The organism is Acaryochloris sp. CCMEE 5410 (assembly GCF_000238775.2).
Taxonomy (GTDB): Bacteria; Cyanobacteriota; Cyanobacteriia; order Thermosynechococcales; family Thermosynechococcaceae; genus Acaryochloris.
Genome location: NZ_AFEJ02000001.1, coordinates 475,688 through 496,410, shown reverse-complemented (window position 1 = coordinate 496,410; position 20,723 = coordinate 475,688). Strand labels below are relative to the sequence as shown.

Genomic DNA, 20,723 nt, shown 5'->3' with positions numbered 1-20,723 from the left:
AAGTGAAGAGGTCCTAGCAATGAGCAATTTGCCGTATCCTTCTAGTTCTGATCCTAGTTTTAACGAGCCGTCCCTAGAATCATCAAATCCTGCTACTAACGCGGAATTGAGTCGGACGATTCAGGACATTAGAGTTGATAATACTAGGCTCAATTCTGACATTCAGCAACTGCGAGGTCGTACTACCACCCTTGTGGGGTTGGTAGTAGGACTTATTTTACTAATGACTGGCGGATTTGTCTGGCTAGCAATTAGTTTGCAAACTTTAGAAAAAGAAGAGCAGCGGAAGACCGATAGTGTTGATTCGGCTATTTTCAGCCAGGTTGAGCAACTCGAAAAACAAGTAAACGATCTTAGTCAGAATATTCCCGGTAACTTAACAGATACCTTGCAATCCAATCAAAAAACATTGACACAACTTCAGGCCCAACTCCAACAAACAACGACTCAGATCAAAGCACTGGAAGCGTCATTCAATAATGTCCAGCCCCAACCCAAGACTTCGACTCAAGCGCCCCCACCCTCGAATCAGCAGTCTTCTGAATCCCCGCAGCCTACGAGTAATCCGTGATAGGTCACAACTACGAAGTTTACCAAAACAACAAAATGATGGAGACGATTGTCGGAGTGAAGTGGTGACATCCAATCGTTTGTTCTCTCTTGCAATGGCTTGTAACCCGTAGTCAGGTGAGACGATTTCACCTAACTGCGTGTTACCAGAGACAGCGGTCTTTCCATATTGGTTCAAGAATTGCTTCGCGGGGCTTAGTAATTAATTGGCTATAGAAAAAGGAAGATACTATGAGTACATAAGGCAGCTTGCATAACCTGAATTTTCATTCAATGTAAGTTTGTGACGCAAACTTCTAATCTAGGTAGCCCATCAAGTTCCCGTCTGATGTAGTTTTTTTCCCTGAAATAGGACGGTTTCCTGGCAATGACGAGGAAGGGGTGAGGGTCGATGGCAAACGAATTACTGGTCGGTTACCGTACATGGCGACAATATTCAGGTTGCTTTGAAAGACAGGGCGATGCTGAGGTAAACGATTAAAACTGCTGATTTGCCGAGTTCCAATAAGAATAGGACGCTCGCCAGGTAGAGCGCTAGACGGAACTAATGCTGGCTTTCCTTCATGAACGGACGGATGTTTTGGATCTTCGGATGGCGAATACACAATCACCTCTTTACTTGAGCTACTGGCAGTTGTCTTAGTCAATCGAGGCTTACCAAAGCCCCATCCTTTTTCAGGCAACGGCGGAAAAGGTTCACCCTTAACAACAGTCACCTCGTATCCCTTGTCTCCACCTTCAGGGCCGACAACGGGATACAGCCCGCTGTCTTCAACGATTTCTCCAGGACTGAAGATTTTTTGACTCATTAGATATACCTCATAAAAAGGATTAGGAATCACTCAGATGTGAGCAAAAGCCTGTCAGTAGAATTTCAAGAAGGTTGGCAGGTTTCACTCTTTCTCTAGCGCTGAACTGCAGCAATCTTGGCAGACTTGGCTGAGAAGAAAACTCATACAGTCGCAGGGACAGTAGTGTTGCATACTGCCATGTTTCATTCAAACGCCAAGGTCTTCGAATTTGCAGTTGCTTGAAAGATTAATACTGTATTTGGTCCCTACTCGTCTTCTCACTTAGGACGGGCGAGTGTTTTCAAAAACTGCACCTTAGGGAAGAAAAAGTGCGTTTCTTGGATCAGTCAAAGGGTTGATGCCTCAACCCTGGCAAGCCTGGTCTAATAATTATCAGATATTGATGCCAATAACCAGATATTTCACTTCTCGCTGCTCAATGCAATGTTCAGGATAAAGGATGGGGTAAGTCCACCCAATCTACCGAGTAGAACGTTGTGAGGCAGGAATTGAGTGTGAGGCAGCGATACTGAGCCCCGCCTGGATTGAAACCCGTGGTCTCCTTGGATTGAGTCAAGTCCAGATTAATGCGACTCACTGGTGCATCCCTGCCAACCCTAGGCTTTTGAGACAGGCGCAGCTCCTTTCCAATCCTGGCCCCGTTCTGACGGGGAAGGAGAACATAGCTTTGTTGGTTGAGGTAGGACAAGACTGTTTGGTCGCTCTACCCAAACTGGCCCTAAATGTTAGCAACACTTTGAGCCCCATTGGAGATTAGGCAATGGCAATTGCACTGGATCAAATTCCACCACAGACCCAAGACAGGCAACCGGCCCTTGAATCAGAAATGACGCCCAGACCTAAATACGATGACCCAGATTATCAAGGCGGCAACAAGCTGAAAGATAAGGTAGCGCTGATCACGGGTGGAGATAGTGGGATTGGCCGCTCTGTTGCTGTTTACTACGCCAAAGAAGGGGCGGATGTGGCCATTATGGCGGGCCAGGTTTTGCATCCCAACGGCGGCGTCGTGGTGAATGCCTAACTCCGCAGCGCTGTCCTTCTTCCTAGGGATTTCTAACCATCAGCATTCCACTAACCATCAGCAAAACTGTTGCTTTGGTAAAACAAATCTACTTTCAGGAGATCTTAAACGAACGATGTTTTTTCACACAAAAGAGCTAATCAACAAAACCGTTGAAGTGGATGAACCCGATCCTCGATTTGCACAACTCTTACTTGAGCAATTTGGTGGGGCCACTGGAGAGCTATCGGCTGCCTTGCAGTACTGGGTACAATCTTTTCACGTTGAAGACCAAGGCATTAAAGATATGCTTCAAGATATCGCAGTAGAAGAGTTTAGCCATCTAGAAATGATCGGCAAACTGATTGAAATCCATACGAAAAAAGTCGATCAGACCGAAGCCTACAAAAGCACCCTCTTTGCCGTGCGAGGACAGGGACCTCACTTTCTAGACTCTCAAGGTTCAGCTTGGACCGCGACCTATCTCAACGAGGGAGGAGATGTCGTGCGAGATTTGCGGGCCAATATTGCTGCGGAAGCAGGTGCTCGGCAAACCTACGAAAGCCTTATTCGGATGGCTCCTGATGCAGGCACCAAAGAAACCCTAGTCCATCTACTAACTCGTGAAATTTCTCACACGAAGATGTTTATGAATGCCCTCGACTCCCTAGGCAAACTCACCGATCCATTCTTCGGTGATATTCAACCGGACGAAACGGTGGATCTCTACTACAACCTATCTCAAGGAGAAGGCGATCAACGGGGACCTTGGAATTCTGAACCTGACTTTAAATATGTGGAGAACCCTCTCCATTAGTGGTGTCCGAAATCGTCGCATTGCAAATTTGACAGTATCCTGGGTCCAAAAATGATGCCAATGAATCTTTGGATTTATATAACTGAACTGGTTAATCTCACAGGCTTAGCCTGGTGGATTGAAGTTAAGACTCTGACGCCAGATTGTATCTATTTCTTTGGTCCATTCTTAACCTGTCAAGAGGCCCAGGCTGCTTTACCTGGATATGTTGAAGATCTAGAAGCCGAAAAGCCCAAGAAAATGACCGTCACTATCAAACGTTGCCAGCCCTCCCAACTCACGGTTTGCTGGTAAACGTTACCACAGCCAGCCTACAGATACAGGACAATGATCTGTTGTTGAGGGGCAATTGATGGGTACATGAAACGCTGACTCTAGAAAACCACCAGGTCCTACTGTTCAGTTAATCGCAACTCTGGGGGCAATCCCAGTCAACTGGTTCTGAATGGCAGCTTGTAATTGATCCAGCAAAAAAGGTTTGCAGATATAGTCAGCACAACCCGCCTGCAGGATGTCTCTGTGTTCTGCTTCCGTGCTCATGCCAGTCACAGCAATCACAGGAATAGACATCAACTTAAAATTCTGGCGAAGGTGGCGGAGCAACTCATACCCACTCATTTTCGGCATCATAATATCTAAGAGAATAAGATCGGGCGGATGTGCGGTAGCAAGCTTAAGGCCCGTTAAAGCATCTGAGGCTAAAAACACGTCGAAATGACTGGATCTCAGGAAATGGTATAGAAGAATAAGATTATCCCGATCATCTTCAATGACCAAAATAGAGGGAGGATAGAAAGAAGAATTGCCCTTGCTCCTATTACTACTCTGGCAATTAGCGAGCTTTAAGGAATTGACAATCATGAGTTTCAGACCAGTAAGAGTAGAGGTTTCTCTATGGAGAGGGAAACGAAATATGCTTACAGGGGAGGTACTCAATTGCACCTGAAACAGTTTGGTTCACCTTCGTATTACTCAGTTGACTTACTTCCTGGGCAAATGCTGAGAAAATGTGCAAGTGAATAAAGCTATATGTATCTTAATCGCAATAATATAACGGTGTTGATGAGCAAGCTGTATTTAGCTCAACAATCTTAATAAGCTTAGAAAGCGATCATTGTTCGGGCGGTCAGGCTGGTGCTGAAGACCCAAAATCCCTCTATTCATGCATCTTTTAGGTGGCACCAATCACTAGAAGAAGTATATCGGGGACGTACCATTTTGTTGTCCACGATTTTGCTGCTGCCGACGGCCCCAGGTGCAATTCAGGCTCCACTGCTAGGCTGGCCGTAAACCATCCTTTGAAACAGCACTAGCAAAGAGTTATTCCCTATGGCAGAGGTTAAACGATCATTTCTCTGTTTAGGATTATTCAAGACGCCATCAGTATTTTCAGGTACTGGCCCCCTAGATCAACAAAAAGACCTGCAAATAGGCAAACCGCTGAATGGATAATTCAAGGTTCACAACTTCCCTTCACCTTCGGGTTGAGCTGATGGTCTCTCGTTCCCCTATCGAATCTGGAGGCTAACTCATGTCTCAATCCCTCAAAGATCAAATTCAGGCTGATCTCAGCCACGCTCGTTCGCAAGGAGAACTGAGAGCGGAGCGTATAAAAGTTATTGTGCAATCTGCACTCTCTCAATCGCAGGCCGAATTACAAGCTGGCGCAAGTGAAATTGCCCCCGTGGTCAGAGAAGTCCTATCTGCTGTTATCGCGGCGTTTGCAGAGCAAAAAGAGGCTGCTCAGACAGAAGTCGAGGATGCGATCGCAGGGGCTGTAGAGGCAATTGAAATGTCCAAACGATTAAATATTTCTCAGTCTCAGGATAAAATTAGACGCCTGGAGGCTCAAATTGATGCCGAAGAAGCTCAATTACAGACAGAAATTAGGTCCTCTCTCAACCAAATTCAAGAATCCCAGCCAGATCAGTCATCTTCGATCAAATCGGCAATTCAATCCGCTCTTGACAAGCTCCAAGATACAGAGGAGATGACCTTGATGCGCAAGCGATATGCTCAGTTAAAGTCTCAGTTAGCGGTGGTGCAAGCCTATTTAGTGGATCGCTATGGCGATCGCTATGAGCAAGAGGTGACAGAGTACCTAGAAGATGCCAAAGCCTGGTATCAGCGGGCAAAAAATGAACCTGCCTTTTTCACTGAAAAAGTAGAAAACGTTGGCAACATTTTGAGGATAAGCTAGCCCAGTTGGGAACAGCGATAGCCAAAAGAGAACAACGAGATCAGCGATTGCTCCTTGAACTTTGGAGAGCGCTCACTGAATCGTCCTCCGCTGACGGGTAACTGGATGTCCAGGGCTGTTTTAAGTTAGCAGCGAAAAAATAATATCGACCCGATTAGCAAGCTTAGTCATCGCGGTTTTGAGGGATTGATAGTCGTTTAGCCGCAGGATATTAATCCCAATAGTTCTAAGCACTGACCGATTGAGTAGTGCTTGTTCATCTTCGAGTCGATAATCATCTTCCCCAAAAACAACATCCTTCGGCCAATGCAACCGATTTTCAATGCCCCAATGTTCTCGGACCAGAGATTGCCAATGCTGGGGTGAGGTGGCAGCTGAACTGATGTAATAGGCCGTGTTGTGATACTCCTTTCCTTTGCTTTGTGCCCCATCGTTGGACACAAAGCACAGAGCGAATTGCTGTCCATTCTTGTAGGGCTATGCCGACAGGCTCATAAACCTGTATACACCGATGTTCATCTCGTCCTCTACTTTGGGCGGAGTGGATGTGCTCAGCCATGGGTTTAAGACACTCAAAGTAAGTCTGGAGGTGGTCGTAAAGTCTTCCCTGGTTGGATTTGACCGCCACGAGATAGTCATTACCCGAGGCCACAATCTTCTCAAGTGTTTTTTTGGGCGTGTAAGGCATCCATGGTAATCAGTAAGCCATCGAGTTGAAGGGTTTCCAACAGTGCCTGCACGACTTTGATTTCGCTATTATCCTCCTGAGTGAGGGCTTCGAGCTTGAGGGTGATGCCTGCTTCCACCGCAAATAAACTCACCAAGCCCACAAAACGCTGCTTCCCCTTGGCATCTGTAAGCCCCTGACGAATCCGTTTGCCATCAATGGAGGCTGCATAATTATCGGGAGAGTGAGTCTGGGCTTTCGAGAGCATCCATGCTTCAAATTGGTGGCTCAACGCTTGGAAGTCAAGCCCCTTCATCACTCGACGAAAGGTACAGTGAGACGGAACTTCAAGGCTCTCAAGTCCCAATAGCTCACTTAAAGGCTGGCGATAATCGCTCGTAAAGGTTTCTAAGGGGCGATATCCCTGGTATCCAGCAAGCATACCCATCACCATCAACAGCAACAGAAGCCATAACGGATGAGTACGGCCATGGGCACTGCGGAAATCCGGGACTTGCTTCAAAGTATCAATTAGATGGCTCATCGGTCTCTCTACTGTTGGTCAGTAGAACCATCCTATTTTTTCTAGGAGGAACGTAAAACAACCCTGACTGGATGTCCCTAGAAGCAGATGATTGGACTCAAACCGACGCATTCAGCTTGGGAAACTAGCCGTTCTACCACTGAACTACATTCGCAGAGTATGAACAATTAAGACAGCATCGAACCCTCACACCTCAATCAAACTCTAGTCAGCACAGGAGCAAGCATGTGCTGCGGTCGTTGCCATTAGATGTGCGGCGTTGGCGCTGGCCGAGTTGTCAGGCGGTCAATGACCGCGATGGCAATGCAGCAAACAATATTAAAGAGGCAGGATCTCTGTCTCTGGGAGTAGGCGATGTTAGACCGTCTCAGACGGCAATTGCTGCTTGAGTCCCGAATCCCACGAGCTGCCTCTAAAGGAGGAGCTTCGCTAACAGCCGTGGGAGTGGATCAAAATCATCAATCCTGGCGGTCCTAAAAGATGAATACCGCAAGCCATCATTGCAAGCTACTCGCCATGGCCGAACTGCAACAACGCCACTTTCTTGCTAATGCTCTCAACGGCTAGCGTCAGAGACTGCATTAGCTCAGCCCCTTCGCTATAGTCAGCCAGAGCGAGATTGGTGACTCGTTGGCTGCGACTGACCTGATACTCTTGGCTCCAGTCAGCAGCAGTTCCTTTCGCAAAAACCCCGATCGCAATGCCACCCGTTCGATTCAGTAGTTCAAAACAGGGCAAATCAGAGGTGCCATCTCCTACGTAGATCACTTGGCTAAAGGGGACATGGAGTTTTTCTTCAGGAACATCTTGGTAAACAAAGAGCAGGTCATCTTGGGTGTGATTTTCGATGCCTTTGGAAAGATAGTTGAGATAGCGTGTCTTTTCTGCATGGGTGACCGAGCACTTCAGACATTGAACCTCTCCTATATCTGAATAGTGGAATTCACAGCCCCACATGGCCTTGAAATAGGGAGCGATCGCACTATGACGCGCAATTTCAACGAAGCCACTGGTAATGAGATAAAATTCAACGTCAATGTCTGGCACAATGGCCTGGGCCTGCTGACGCAGCCTTCCAAACATGTCGGTGACGCCCGGAAAAGGCTGTAACTGCTGACCAAATGCTTTTAGCGTCTCTCTGGTGATTTTTTGACCGTCTGGACGTTCTTGCGACGCTTGAACTAGGGTGTGAAATCGAGCTGGAATACCGTCCCAGCCTTGCTCTTTTAAGGGTTCGTATCGCGCTTGCCGAAATTGACTCACATCATAGCCCAGGTATTCTAGAAAGGCATCGTAACTGTTGGGGACTAGGGTTTCGTCAAAGTCGAAGGCGATCGCAATTCGATTGGCAACGGGCTGAGTCGCTTGCGTCATAGCTTTTGAGGTAAAAGGTAGTAGTAGATGATTTTCTTAGCCAGCAGCTTAAGACAAAGACTCGACGTTTTACATCTAACCTCAGGCATACAATTTTGTCCACAGAAGCTGTGGTCCCCTAAGGCTTTAGCGTTATTGCTTATGCTAGAGGGACGTTCTATCTTGATCATTTGAGGTCAAGTACATTCTTTAACACAAAGGATTCTAAATATGCCACAAACAGTTGGCCTTGCCCTGGGTAGTGGCGGCGCGAGAGGTTGGGCACATATTGGCGCCCTCAGAGCCTTGGAAGAAGCAAGTATTGAAATTCACTACGTAGCTGGTACCAGTATTGGCGCAGTAGTGGGTGCTTTCTATGCCGTTGGTGAACTTGATGCGCTAGAAGAATATATCTACCATCTTGACTGGAAAAAGATTGTCTCATTTCTAGACTTTGTCTTTCCCAGGCAGGGACTCTTAGATGGTGATAAAGTCTACGGCTTACTAGCAGACCATCTTCTAGAACACCAGATAGAAGACACACAAGTTCCATTCTGCTGTGTTGCCACAAACCTCAGCACTCAGCAAGCAGTTTGCATTGATCGCGGTTTGAGCTACAGCAAGTGTTATCTTTTTGCGACGACACCAACGCTACAGATAACTAATGAGGTCACTCTAGGACTCTTTTTTAAGACCTTAGGTAGAGGTGAATGGCGCAATTCATTCGTTAGAGTAACCTGCATGTCCCTGGTCACCCATTGACTAAGGTTTTTGCATTGTCCCCTACTGTTTCAGTAGCAAAACTGTACATTACTGCTTCCAGATTGGGCGTAGGGGGTCGATGTGCTAGTTACTAAGAAGGAGTCTTATATGGCTATCCATAATTCTGATCACCACATCGCTTGGAGGCGACTGATAGGCAAACGCGGTATTGTGATGTCTCTACTTCTGTTGACAACCGTAATGACCGCCTGTACATCTGAATCAGAACAAGCCAATCCTAATGCTGACAGCAATGTGACCACTGAAGAGGTGGCTGAGCAAACAGAAAAGGTGGAAGGTCAATCCGTCACGGTGAGAAGTGAAGTCAAAAAGAAGGTGGGGGAGAGTTCCTTTACGCTGGACAACAGTGATGAAGAAATTTTAGTGATTAATACCTCAGGTAAGCCCTTTGTATTGCCCGCAGATGAGGATATCGGCATCCAAGCCACTGGAAAGGTCCAAAATTTTGTGCTAGTTGATGTTGAACGAGATTATGATCTTGATCTCGACCCAGAAATCTATGCTGAGTACGAAACTCAGCCTGCTCTCTTAGCAAATTCTCTGGCACTGGCGCCTGACCCAGGCGAGATTACCCAAAATCCAGAAAAGTTTTATGATCTTGCGATCGCAGTTGAAGGTGAAGTTGAAGATATCATCGACAGTACTTCTTTCACGCTAGATGAAGAGCAGCTCTTTGGGGCAACGGATCTGCTGGTGATCAATACGCCAGTCACTGAGGCACTTGATGGTGAAAGGGTCACGGTAACTGGCAAGCTCCGCAAGTTTATCCTGACTGAATTTGAACGGGACTATGACTTAACTTGGGATTTAGACGTCAAACAGAAACTAGAAGCAGAGTACTCTGATAAGCCTGTTTTTGTGGCTGATTCCCTCTACCCCACTGCTCAGTAAGCGTCAGAAACGCATTGGCGGCATATCATGAATATTCTCAGCGATTATGCGGGAGCCTCACTCGCTGAGATTGTTGTGCTGAGTGATAGAGTAGGCTCCCATCTGATTTGGGACGAACATCATGAAAAGATTGAAGTGGTTCTTGCTGGGGGGACTGGGACTCTTAGGGTTATTGGTGGCGTGGGGGTTGGTCGAACCCCATGTCCTTAATCTCGAAGAAGAGACAGCGATTATCCCTAATTTGCCGAAGGCATGGGAAGGACAAAAAATTGGACAGCTTTCTGATTTTCAGATCGGAATGTGGGCCGATAATCCTGGAACGGCCCGTCGCGGCGTTAAGACGTTAGTTGAAATTCAACCCGCCGCTGTTCTCATAAGCGGCGACTTTATCTATCATGCGAACCCCGACCCTGCTGCCGAGATTGAAGAGGTTGTCGGCATTGTGCGACCACTGGTCGAAGCAGGCATTCCCACCTACGCTGTTTTGGGAAATCACGACTATGGTATGAGTAGCAAGACGGCTGAACCTCGAATAAAGCTGGCTAGCCGTTTGGCAACAGAGTTGGAAACTGCCGGAATTGTTGTCCTCGAAAACGAGTCCATCGAGATGCAGCTACCCGATAGCAACGATACCCTTATTTTAGCGGCGGTAAACTCGCTGTGGGCCAACCAAGCTGATGTTGACGCAGCCCTAAAGGGAATACCGACTAATCGCCCAACTGTGGCTCTGATGCATAATCCAGACACCTTTGAGTTTTTTCCTGCAAACTCAGCGCCGTTAGCCGTTGCTGGCCACACTCACGGTGGACAGATGCGCATTCCAGGCTTGCCTCAGTGGTCATGGCTTAGGTTCGTGCAAAAGGACAAAGTGTATGCTGACGGTTGGGCCAAGGGCTATGGCAACCTGGGCAATAATCTGTATGTCAATACGGGTATTGGTATGAGCAATATCCCCATTCGAATCTTTTGCCCCCCAGAAGTTACCATTTTCACGCTAAAGTCCTCCTGAATTTTTTTTACAACGACTAGCCGTGAGGTATCAAAATGACCTTGAAGTACCGTCAGCGGCAAAGCTCTAAGCTATCGCTGATTTGCGGTTTTGTTGGATTAGTAGGCTGCTTTGCTGCACTACTAACGGACATTATTGGCACGATTGTTGTTCAAAAACATAACCCAATTAGTGAAACGATCAGCAGTCTTGCCATTGGCAAAGCAGCCTGGATCCAGGATTCAGGGTTAGATCTATTTGCTGCTGGTCTGATTGCTTGTGCGATCGCACTCTACGCTTAGCGGTTGGGTAAAGCCAAATGGAAAGTAGGAACGGCAATGCTGATGCTCCTAGGTATTGATGTTCTCTTAATCTCTGAACACAATAAATACGCAGGTCGAGCGGATATCAGTGGAGCGGCCATTCACATTTACTGCGTATATGCCCTTGGTATTCTCTTCACGCTGATACCGATTCTGTTAGCCTTTGGGCTGCGCAACGTCCATCCTCGGTGGTTTACCTTCAGTTTAGGAATAGGAATCGCTTGGGCCATTCTTTCTCCCATCTTTTTCTTTGTTCCAACAGCCTGGGACGGAGCTTATGAGCGCTTCCTAGCTCTACTCATGATCAGTTGGGTGATAGCTATCTCTTGGCTACTCTTTTGGCGCGGGAATGGGGGTCTCAGCAGGATATCTAGTAAATAGAGCGAAGTGAAGGTTTGAGCAGCACACACAACATCTCTAATATCAGACACAACTTAGGTTGGCAACCGAACAAACTTTCTAGTTTGAATACTTTGCTATAGCTGAAACTCGGCCATACTCTTTCACATCTCGGAGGGCAGAAGCAGAACCACTGCCCAAATCCTTGATCACGCTAAAGCTACCATCAGTTTCTAAAATAACTGCTCCTGCGTCCTCTAATGCAGCAATCCCCTTGGAACGCAGCGCCGCTAAAACTTCTCCTTCAGCAACTCGCTCTTGCTTCAGAGTTTTGGTTTGCAGCTTACCTTGGTAAACCAATAAAGCAGGCTCTGCTTTAATCAACTTTTAAATCATAGAAGCGCGAGCAGCGATCCAAGTTAGTCCAGCCTGAAGAAATACAAGCAGTGCAAATCCTGTAAGACCTTGGACTAAAGAAGTCTTGCTAGATAACAATACGCCCCCTAAAATCGAGCCGAAGGCAATTGTAACTACGAAATCAAAGGAATTCCATTTGGATAAGGTGCGCTTGCCGGACACTCGCAGCAAAATGATAATACCAATGTAAGCAAGACTACCAACAGTTAGCGTTTCAATCACAAAACTGAGATGATTAAACATGAGAGTCGTAGAGCAACAGATAAGTGTGGAAGCGTCCAACGGACTCGACAAGACTTAAAAAGGTATTCCTAAAAATCAGAAAAGCGTGCTAATGCGAAGGAAATTGATGTCTATAGTATTTCTATCCGCCTGTAGCAAAGCCTGGATAGAGGGTCATTCCCCCATCAACATATAAGGTGGTGCCCGTCACATAATCCGATTCATCTGAGGCCAACCATACCGCTGCCTTACCAATATCTTCGACAACACCGATACGATTATAGGGAATCAAATTCAATAACTTGGCCTTTGCGTATGGTGTTTCCCAAGCGGATCGATTGATTGGGGTTTGAATGGCACCCGGACCAATGCTATTGATGCGGATTTTTTGGGGAGCAAGTTCCTGAGCCATGCTTTGCATCAGCAACATAACGCCTCCTTTGGAAGCTGCATAGTTACAGCGGCCAGCCCAAGGGATGACCTCATGAACGGAACTCATACAGATGATTTTACCAGCAGCACAGGAGCGTTCAGGGACAATACCTCGACGCAAAAACTCCTTTACAGCCTGCTGGGAGCAAAGAAACTGGCCCGTGAGATTAACGCTAATCACCTTATTCCAGTCATCAAGGGTCATATCCACAAAAGCTGCGTCCTTTTGCAAGCCAGCATTATTAACGAGAATATCGATTGTGCCAAACACATCGAATAATTGTTGAAACAGATGTTGAACCCGATCAGCTTGACTCACATCAGCTTGAACTGAGATCGCAGTCCCCCCTTCTGATTCAATTTCTCTGACGACTTGTTGAGCTCCTTCTGCACTACTGGAGTAGTTAACCACAACCTTTGCCCCCGCCTGAGCCAAGCATTTGGCTACACCAGCACCGATTCCTGAGCTGCCTCCAGTGACTAGAGCGACTTGATCTTGTAAGGGTTGCATACCAATATCCTAAAAGGGTGTCACAAAACTTCCATCATGAGAGTAACCAACTCCCTACTTCTCTACCTCTTCCTCAAGAAAGAGTTGAAGTATCGTCTTAATCAGAGTTAGATAAATCCGTCTCATCTTCATCGAATCGTTTTTGCATCTCAAAGACTTCAATCAGCTCTTTATTTAGGAAGTAGTTTAGAAACGTACGAATAATCGCAATGGCTCCTAGTTTTCCCAACGATTCAAAGGTGGGAGCCACAGTCGTTGCTAACACATCTGCCCCTAGTTGAAACTCAAGGGCCAACGCCAACCATCGTCCAAAGGTTAATCGCAATCGTCCCAAGGGAAATTGAATACTGGAACGACGACGGCGGAGCACAACCGCTAGCTTGATGCTCACCAATAGACCCAACACGATACAAAAGGCTGCTGCCGCCTCTAAAACCACCTCCAGAAAAGAAACAACAATTTCCAAGCTGTCCTGTAACTGTTGGACGACGTCCATCCGATTTGTGACCCCTACCCAACCTATGCTCAAGAGACTACCACCCTTAGGGGCTATTCTTGTCGGAGAATTGACACCTCAAAGGGCTTGAGGGTTGTTGGAACCTCATCAACTTCATCGATGGAAAGCTCTGTTGATAGCAATACTCGCCAGCGATCGCCCTTGCAGGAGAGACCCAAATCGATCTCTTTTGCACCTGAGAAGTTAATCAAGATCAAAATCGTTTCTCTATCTGTGGTTCGGGTATAGGCTAAATGTTCATGGGGATAGGCAATTAGGCTTTTCCAAGCCCCTCGGCGTAGGGCCTTGCTCTGTTTGCGAATCCGCAATAACTGACGATAGAAATTCAGAATCGAGTTTGGATCTTCACTCTCCCTCTCAACATTTACCTCAGCAGCATTCGGGTGAACGGGTAGCCAGGGTTCAACCGCTTTGCCAAAACTAAATCCAGCATGTACGGAACAGTCCCACTGCATGGGGGTGCGGGCTCCATCTCTAGAGGATTGTCCATCCTTTTGGTCTGGAGAAGACGCCTTGTCTTTTTGCTGTTCTGGAGGAATCTCTAGGTTATCTTCCATCCCGAGCTCTTGTCCGTAGTAGAGCACGGGAGTACCCCGTAGAGTGAGTAATAAAGTAGCGGCTGCTTTCGCTAAAGCGGTTGTATCCGTGCACAGGCTGCAGTCAACCCAACGAGATAGATGACGCGGCAAATCGTGATTGTCCAGAAAATAAGTTGGCCAGTCAGGATCAGGGACTAATCGTTCCTGTTTGACGATTGCCCGATGCAAGTACCCCGGATACCAGGGGCTAAACGGCAATTCAAAGGAGAAGGCTAAATCGAGTTCATCCTGGTCAGCCCCATAAAAGGCCACGGAATCATAAATTTGATTATCAATAAAGGTTTCTCCAATCAGAACCTTATGGCCATACTCATCCAAAACCTTGCGAATATCCGCAATAATCTGGTGATTATCTGGCAGATTCTTGTCATAGAGATGATGATAACTGCTATACCCATCAGCATCTGTAATTCCAAACTTCAGGGGATTATTCCGAAACTCTGGATCTTTGCTATAGACACTAGATGCATCCAGTCTAAATCCATCGACACCTCGATCCAGCCAAAACCGAATCACTTCAAAGATGGCTTCCCTCATGGGTGGATGACGCCAGTTTAGATCGGGCTGATGTGGGGAAAACGTATGGAAGTAGTATTGCTGACGCTGGGAGTCAAAGGTCCAGCCACTGCCTCCCAAGTAAGACATCCAGTTATTGGGAACCTGCCCCTCTTGGGTTGGATCGTGCCATATATACCAGTCGGCTTTAGGGTTATCCTGGCTAGTGCGAGATTGAGCAAACCAGTCATGCTGATCAGAGGTATGGTTGATCACCAAATCTAGGATGACTTTTATATCCCGTTGGTGGGCTTCATGTAGTAACCGATTAAAGTCGGCCAACGTCCCTAAGGAAGGATGGATATCCGTGTAGTGGCTGACATCATAGCCGTTATCCACCATTGGTGAAGGATAGATAGGACAGAGCCATATCGCATCGATTCCTAAAGATGATTGACGCTCTGGATGTCCGTCATTGATATAATCTAACCGTTGAATAATGCCTTGGAGATCACCGATTCCATCGCCATTGACATCGGCAAAGGTGAAGGGATAGATTTGGTAGATGACGCTATCTTGCCACCATTGGTCATATTTGCTCATCAATTTAATCGTACTAATTCTAGGCAAAAGTTCGTAACAGTTCCTCCATAAAGTTTTTCAGGAGACCCTTCACGGAGGAAAAGGATTAGCAGGTAATCTACTAATCCTCTCAAGATAGGTAGCGCGGGAAAAAGTCCAGAGGTTGCTTAACTTACAAATTGTCCTGGGAAAAACTTGTTGCAAAGCTGATGCAACTGAGTGAGGTAGAGTTGATCCATTTGATCGGCGACCCCCGGCCAGCTGAATTGAGTCGTCACCCGATGACGTCCTGCCTCTCCCATGATGTGTAACTCCCTCGGATGACTGAAAAGATAATCAATCGCATGGGCCAATTCATCTACTGCTTTGGGTGGGACTAGCAGCCCAGTCTGGCCATGTACAACCGTAAACTTGAGTCCCCCAACCGCACTGGCAATCACCGGGGTGCCACAAGCCATCGCTTCAATGGGCACTAAACCAAAAGGTTCATATAGACTCGGTACAACGCATAGGTCGGCAGCTGTGTAGTAAGCCGAGAGATGCTCATGGTCAATTCGGCCTGCAAAGATAACCTGATCTTGCAAACCCAGCTCATTGACAATGGCACGGATACGGTTTTGTTCTTGGCTATCTTTTTCGCCTGATCGGCTACCACCCACAATTATTAATTTCACATTTTGGTGATGCTGCACCTCAGGATTGCCGACCGCACGAACCAAGGTTTCAATCCCTTTTCTCGGATCAAAGCGACCCACATACAAAATTAGCTTTGTTTCATCACGAATGCCTAATTTTTGTCGTAACGCCGTGGAATTTTGGTGCTGGAATCTTTGAGTATCTGTACCACAAGGAATCACTTCAATATTTCCCTTGGTTGAAACATGCGATCTCAGATAGTCTCTTTCCTGTGGACTCGTCGCAATTACACAATCGGCTTGTTCCAAACATTGCTTCTCAATTTGCAAGCGAGTTTTGGCAATCATGGGAACAGTTGTCACAGTTCGATATTTCACAGCTCCCAAAGAATGGTTGTTGTGTAAAAGTCTAATAGCCTGGGATTGCTTCAACTCCAATCCAACCCAAGCAGACAACCAGTAGTTGGTATGAATCAAGGGATAAATAGTGCCATTTTGATGTTGAAACGTTTGAAAAGCTGATAGAAACTTAGGTAAATATTCAAATAAGCGATCTCGACTCACGAATGTCTGAGGGCCTGCTTCCAATCGAATTGTTCGACAACCTGGCTGATGTTTAACGACGTTTAGTTGATCCGGATGAGACTTGCGGGTGAACATGTCCACTGTCCAACCCCGCTCAGCAAGTGCCTCACCCATCTGGCGGACATAAACATTTTGGCCCCCTGCTTCTTCACAGCCAATGCTAACAGCAGGATCTCCATGAACAGAGATTAAGGCAACACTTCCTCTAGTTTTGTAAGCCATGATTCTAACTCGTTTTCTAGAAACCAAATAGGTCAATAATGGATGGTTCTTAGCGTAAAAAGCTTAGTCGGAATTCACATCATCCCCAAGATATATATCTGTTGATGGCTAGTCACACATAGAATGCCTAGCCTGGCATCTTCCTAAAGACAGAATGATGGATGCCATATCCTACTCCTAGAGAAGATGGCAATTTTTCGAACATAAATCACAATATTTCCTAATGAAGGGCATGTTTAGCAGTTAACAGTGATGCAACTGCTCTCTACTAGTTGTGTATCGTATTTGAGGAGTATTCCATGAATAAAGCTCTCCAATCGCTCCTTAGTTTTGGATTTTTTAGCATTACAGCAATTTTCACTTCCCTATTATCTAGCCGAGTTCAAGCAGCTGAGAGTATTTTTGTTCGCTACAAAGACACCGAAGTCACGGTGACCCGTAGCGAATTAAACAACTTTACGAGCACCGGAGAGTTACCTACTTCTTTGCAGAAGTTACTAGAGACAGACGCAGAACTACCAGAAGTAGTCCGCACTGCTCTTTCTGAGCAAATTACAGTCCCCACCTTCTTACAAAATTTTATTGAAGGGTCCAACGGAGAATTTTTGCTTTTCAAGCTTGACCAGGCAATTGCTAGCGCATCTGGCAGAACGGAAGATGGCCTGGAATCTCTGAGAACAGCAGTTCTCAAGTCCATTGAGGATGATCAAATCTCCTTTATGGAAATTATCGACAAATATCCCCAAAATACAATTCGGGTGAACCTAACGAGTTTAGAAGGGACCTACAACCAGGTCAGCAGCTTTGTTGAAAAAACTTTGCCCGCTCTGGAAGTCGCCAAAGATGTACTGTCGGATTTTATTTGCGATTGCAATACAGCTCAATCCTCTGCCGATGTAGCGGCCAATCCCTCCTATCAACCTCAAAATGTGGCAGAGAATTGCAAGGACAAAGCTCCGGCTACCACGATGTCCAGAAATAACAAGGCACCCCAAAACACTACCCGTGCATTAACCCCCGTCTTCCCCACTCCATTACCCTCTAATCCAACGCCGACTCCATAGAACGTTAGGAAATTTTTGAGTTTATCCCTACTTACAGGAAAACGATTGTTTTCTTCTCTGGTCTTTTGCTGACATAAATTTACTGTGTTTTTTGGAGTCCACTAATGGCCACTTGGTATTCGTTATTTCAACAAATTAGGCGTTGGCAGATCGGCCTCACCTTCAGCGCCATTGCCTCAATCTCAGTGGCAGGTTTGATGCCTACCCCCGTTCGAGCTGCAGAGAAAGTTGTCTTTACTTACAATCAATTTGGACAATCTCTGACCGTTGATGAACTCGAAACGTTTGCTCAGACTGGTCAAGCGTCTTCTAATCTTAAATTCTTTCTAAGGGTATCGGGTCAAGACCCCGAAACCGCTCGCCAGTTTATGACCAAAGATCTTAAGGTAGATTTGCGGACAGCAGATAAAATCCTCCATCTATTGCCTGGAGAATATGCTCTGTTCCAAGCAGGTCAGGTCATTCACACCCCCGAAAAAAAGGCCAATCTGCAAGCACTCCGATCAGCCATTCTGCTTTCCCTCAGTGATGATAACCAGATTTCGTTTTTAGAATTTCTGCAAAGGTATCCAACTCAACAGCTATACGTTGATGGTGCCCGTTTAGCGGATGTGGCTGGAACCATTGATAGTTTGATGGGTAGTGCCGAGGACGTAGCGGCAAGGACAGGCCCTCTAGCAGCTGCTAAGGATGTTTTGAGTAGTTTTATCTGCGATTGCCAACCTCGCACTGCAACAACTCCTTAGGTTGCAAAGGGTGACCTGTTTTCGTTCCATAATAAGGATTACCATTACTCACAAGTATATTTGTTTTCAATGACATCATCGGTTTCACCTGAATCTTCCGATCCAAACACGCAGGTTAGAGCAGAAATCGCAATCCTCACTGATCCTGATCTTGTGCCATCGGATGTGTCGTTGACGAACTGCGATCGCGAACCCATCCATATCCCCAGCGCCATTCAGCCTCATGGGGTTCTTATCACCTGCACTGAAGACGATTTCGTAATTCAGCAGATCAGTCAGAATGCCCTTCAGCTACTGGGACAACCTCCTGCGGCGCTATTGGGTCAACCTTTATCTAAGCTACTCCCCCCCAATCAATTGGATCAGATTCGGGGATGCTTGGCAGCTGATTTTGAACAGGTTAATCCACTCCAACTGAGGGTTAATGGCAGGGATATGGGTGGAGTGGCCCATCGGACTGAGACCGTCATTGTCCTGGAATTAGAACCCCTAGACAATCCCCAACCCATCGATTTTTTTGATTTTTATCGATGGGTCAAGGCCCCCATTAATCACCTACAGCAAGCTCAGACTCTGACGGAATTGTGTCAAACGGCTGCGGCTGAAGTTCGTCAGATTACGGGGTTTGACCGCGTGATGGTCTATCGGTTTGATTCAGACGGTGCTGGCGATGTGATTGCCGAGGATCGGCGATCTGATCTAGAGCCTTTTCTCGGACTGCACTATCCAGCTACTGATATTCCCAAACAGGCCAAACAGCTATATCGGCTCAATCGCCTGCGCCTGATTCCCGATGCCACCTATGAACCGATTCCCCTGGAGCCGCTGCATAGCCCCGTCACCCAAGCCCCGTTAGATATGAGCCTGTCTGTTCTGCGAAGTGTTTCGCCAATGCATACAGAATATCTGAACAATATGGGGGTGCGGGCGTCTCTGTCGATTTCGCTGCTGTGCAATCAGCAGCTTTGGGGCCTAATTGCTTGCCATCACTATGTCCCAAAGCCCCTATCCTACCCACTGCGCACAGTTTGTGAATTTGTTGGACAGGCCGTCTCCATGGAGCTGCTCACAAAATTGGACAAGCAACGTTTGGTGGAGCGGGTGAGACTACAGTCGATTCAGGCCAATTTTGTGCAATCCAGTAGTCGCTACCAGTCGCTGTTGGCCGCCATCAGTCATCATCCTATCGACTTGATGGTGCTGGCCGATGCCTCAGGTTTAGTGTTCTGCGAAGGCGAACAGTTGATTGCTTTTGGACAGACTCCCCCGGAACCGACAATTGCCCCTTTAATCCACTGGGTGAGCCAACAGCTTACTCCCCCCGCTCTACTCTACAGTACCGATCAACTGGGGAAAGTGTATCCTGCTCTGGCCGACCATCAAGTTGTTGCTAGTGGATTGTTAGCCCTGCAAATCTCTCCTGCCCAGAATATCCATCTGCTGTGGTTTAAACCGGAGGTGGTACAGACGGTAAATTGGGGAGGCGAACCCAAGCAGCAGCAAGGGGTTGATGCCGAGGGTTTACCTTATTTGACACCGAGACAGTCCTTTGAACGCTGGCAAGAGACGGTTCGGAGGAAATCGCTTCCCTGGAGCGATCTGGCCAAAGAAGCCGTCCTAGAGCTTCGTGGTGCCATTATTGGTATTGTGCTGAAGAAGGTGGATGAGCTGGCGATGCTCAATGCTGATTTGCAGCGCAGCAACAGCGAACTCGACGCCTTTGCCTATATTGCTTCCCATGATCTTAAAGAACCGCTGCGGGGCATTCACAACTATTCGAGCTTTTTGATTGAAGATTATGGGGAGCAACTAGATGCAGAGGGTCAGCACAAACTGGAAACCCTGATGCGCCTTACCCAGCGCATGGAGGATTTGATTAGTTCGCTGTTGCACTATTCTCGGTTGGGACGCGCAGACCTCGCGATTTACGATACGGATCTGAGCGCAGTCCTGGCGGAGGTCCTCGGCGTGATTCAAATGAGTCAGCCGGAATCTGTGGAATTTAGGATTCCCCGATCGTTGCCGACCTTGGCCTGCGATCGCATCCGGGTTACAGAGGTGTTCACCAATTTAATTAGCAATGCCATTAAGTACAACAACAAGCCCCATAAATGGATTGAAATTGGCTACATTACCCCCGACGAAGATCGCTCAATTTTGCCTGAGACGCTCGATACCGATCAAATGGTTCTGTATGTAAGGGATAATGGAATTGGTATTCGTGAACGACAATTAGAGAACGTGTTTAAGATTTTCAAGCGCCTTCATGCTCCCAATCGCTATGGTGGCGGCACAGGAGCCGGTCTCACCATCGTCAAGAAAATTGTGGAGCGCCATGGGGGCCGTATTGCGATTCAGTCTGTCCCCCGGGAAGGCAGCACGTTCTACTTCTACTTGGGGCAATAG

General features: G+C 46.9%; 20 protein-coding genes and 3 pseudogenes. 14 read left to right on the top strand and 9 right to left on the bottom strand.

Features of this window, described 5'->3' with window-relative positions; genetic code table 11:
* Positions 1-19: 19 nt before the first annotated feature.
* Positions 20-571, top strand: a complete 552-nt coding sequence (locus ON05_RS02070) for a hypothetical protein (protein WP_010481759.1) — start codon at positions 20-22, stop codon at positions 569-571.
* Between the two features lie 295 nt (positions 572-866).
* Here the strand turns inward: ON05_RS02070 and ON05_RS02065 are convergent, their stop codons facing one another.
* Positions 867-1,379, bottom strand: coding sequence for a hypothetical protein (locus tag ON05_RS02065; protein ID WP_010481756.1), 513 nt, complete (start codon positions 1,377-1,379; stop codon positions 867-869).
* A 763-nt stretch (positions 1,380-2,142) separates the two neighbouring features.
* Here ON05_RS02065 and ON05_RS02060 point away from each other — a divergent pair.
* From ON05_RS02060 to ON05_RS02050, 3 genes and pseudogenes are all read left to right on the top strand, one after another.
* Positions 2,143-2,355 (top strand): annotated as a pseudogene (locus ON05_RS02060) (short-chain dehydrogenase); the annotation flags it as partial.
* Positions 2,356-2,521: 166 nt separating this feature from the next.
* Complete coding sequence (locus ON05_RS02055) at positions 2,522-3,202, top strand: manganese catalase family protein (RefSeq protein ID WP_010481751.1); 681 nt, start codon at positions 2,522-2,524, stop codon at positions 3,200-3,202.
* A 51-nt stretch (positions 3,203-3,253) separates the two neighbouring features.
* Complete coding sequence (locus tag ON05_RS02050; protein WP_236619193.1) at positions 3,254-3,496, top strand: DUF1816 domain-containing protein; 243 nt, start codon at positions 3,254-3,256, stop codon at positions 3,494-3,496.
* A gap of 105 nt (positions 3,497-3,601) precedes the next feature.
* Here the strand turns inward: ON05_RS02050 and ON05_RS02045 are convergent, their stop codons facing one another.
* The gene (locus ON05_RS02045; protein WP_010481747.1) at positions 3,602-4,063 is read right to left on the bottom strand and encodes a PleD family two-component system response regulator; all 462 of its coding nucleotides are present in this window, start codon (positions 4,061-4,063) and stop codon (positions 3,602-3,604) included.
* A gap of 670 nt (positions 4,064-4,733) precedes the next feature.
* Between ON05_RS02045 and ON05_RS02040 the strand changes: the two genes are divergently transcribed.
* Positions 4,734-5,402 carry a hypothetical protein gene (locus ON05_RS02040; protein WP_262561074.1) on the top strand — a complete coding sequence of 223 codons (669 nt, stop codon included), beginning with the start codon at positions 4,734-4,736 and terminating at the stop codon, positions 5,400-5,402.
* Between the two features lie 120 nt (positions 5,403-5,522).
* On the opposite strand, the pseudogene ON05_RS02035 reads toward ON05_RS02040, so the two are convergent.
* Positions 5,523-6,613 (bottom strand): annotated as a pseudogene (locus tag ON05_RS02035) (ISAs1 family transposase).
* 227 nt (positions 6,614-6,840) lie between these two features.
* On the opposite strand from ON05_RS02035, the gene ON05_RS02030 reads away from it, so the two are divergent.
* Positions 6,841-7,002: a hypothetical protein gene (locus ON05_RS02030; RefSeq protein ID WP_010479153.1), complete on the top strand. Its 162-nt coding sequence runs from the start codon at positions 6,841-6,843 to the stop codon at positions 7,000-7,002.
* A gap of 118 nt (positions 7,003-7,120) precedes the next feature.
* Here ON05_RS02030 and ON05_RS02025 read toward each other — a convergent pair whose 3' ends face one another.
* Positions 7,121-7,987 carry an HAD family hydrolase gene (locus ON05_RS02025; protein WP_010479151.1) on the bottom strand — a complete coding sequence of 289 codons (867 nt, stop codon included), beginning with the start codon at positions 7,985-7,987 and terminating at the stop codon, positions 7,121-7,123.
* Positions 7,988-8,197: 210 nt separating this feature from the next.
* Between ON05_RS02025 and ON05_RS02020 the strand changes: the two genes are divergently transcribed.
* The 5 genes from ON05_RS02020 to ON05_RS02000 all read left to right on the top strand — a co-directional run bounded on the left by ON05_RS02020 (position 8,198) and on the right by ON05_RS02000 (position 11,332).
* On the top strand, positions 8,198-8,728 hold the full coding sequence (locus ON05_RS02020; protein ID WP_010479149.1) for a patatin-like phospholipase family protein: 531 nt from the start codon (positions 8,198-8,200) through the stop codon (positions 8,726-8,728).
* 108 nt (positions 8,729-8,836) lie between these two features.
* Positions 8,837-9,640, top strand: a complete 804-nt coding sequence (locus ON05_RS02015) for a hypothetical protein (RefSeq protein ID WP_010479146.1) — start codon at positions 8,837-8,839, stop codon at positions 9,638-9,640.
* Positions 9,641-9,761: 121 nt separating this feature from the next.
* The gene (locus ON05_RS02010; RefSeq protein ID WP_010479143.1) at positions 9,762-10,649 is read left to right on the top strand and encodes a metallophosphoesterase; all 888 of its coding nucleotides are present in this window, start codon (positions 9,762-9,764) and stop codon (positions 10,647-10,649) included.
* 35 nt (positions 10,650-10,684) lie between these two features.
* Positions 10,685-10,930, top strand: a complete 246-nt coding sequence (locus tag ON05_RS02005) for a hypothetical protein (protein WP_010479142.1) — start codon at positions 10,685-10,687, stop codon at positions 10,928-10,930.
* Positions 10,931-10,972: 42 nt separating this feature from the next.
* On the top strand, positions 10,973-11,332 hold the full coding sequence (locus ON05_RS02000; protein WP_262561073.1) for a hypothetical protein: 360 nt from the start codon (positions 10,973-10,975) through the stop codon (positions 11,330-11,332).
* Between the two features lie 78 nt (positions 11,333-11,410).
* On the opposite strand, the pseudogene ON05_RS38335 reads toward ON05_RS02000, so the two are convergent.
* From ON05_RS38335 to ON05_RS01970, 5 genes and pseudogenes are all read right to left on the bottom strand, one after another.
* Positions 11,411-11,950 (bottom strand): annotated as a pseudogene (locus ON05_RS38335) (DUF421 domain-containing protein).
* Between the two features lie 121 nt (positions 11,951-12,071).
* Positions 12,072-12,872, bottom strand: coding sequence for an SDR family oxidoreductase (locus ON05_RS01985; protein ID WP_010479138.1), 801 nt, complete (start codon positions 12,870-12,872; stop codon positions 12,072-12,074).
* Positions 12,873-12,969: 97 nt separating this feature from the next.
* Positions 12,970-13,368, bottom strand: coding sequence for a DUF1622 domain-containing protein (locus ON05_RS01980; protein ID WP_010479136.1), 399 nt, complete (start codon positions 13,366-13,368; stop codon positions 12,970-12,972).
* A 53-nt stretch (positions 13,369-13,421) separates the two neighbouring features.
* On the bottom strand, positions 13,422-15,086 hold the full coding sequence (locus tag ON05_RS01975; RefSeq protein WP_010479134.1) for an alpha-glucosidase: 1,665 nt from the start codon (positions 15,084-15,086) through the stop codon (positions 13,422-13,424).
* 146 nt (positions 15,087-15,232) lie between these two features.
* Complete coding sequence (locus tag ON05_RS01970) at positions 15,233-16,507, bottom strand: glycosyltransferase (protein ID WP_010479132.1); 1,275 nt, start codon at positions 16,505-16,507, stop codon at positions 15,233-15,235.
* 299 nt (positions 16,508-16,806) lie between these two features.
* On the opposite strand from ON05_RS01970, the gene ON05_RS01965 reads away from it, so the two are divergent.
* From ON05_RS01965 to ON05_RS01955, 3 genes are all read left to right on the top strand, one after another.
* On the top strand, positions 16,807-17,571 hold the full coding sequence (locus ON05_RS01965) for an alpha/beta hydrolase (protein WP_010479131.1): 765 nt from the start codon (positions 16,807-16,809) through the stop codon (positions 17,569-17,571).
* Positions 17,572-17,675: 104 nt separating this feature from the next.
* Positions 17,676-18,317: an alpha/beta hydrolase gene (locus tag ON05_RS01960; protein WP_010479129.1), complete on the top strand. Its 642-nt coding sequence runs from the start codon at positions 17,676-17,678 to the stop codon at positions 18,315-18,317.
* Between the two features lie 69 nt (positions 18,318-18,386).
* Positions 18,387-20,723, top strand: a complete 2,337-nt coding sequence (locus ON05_RS01955; protein WP_010479127.1) for an ATP-binding protein — start codon at positions 18,387-18,389, stop codon at positions 20,721-20,723.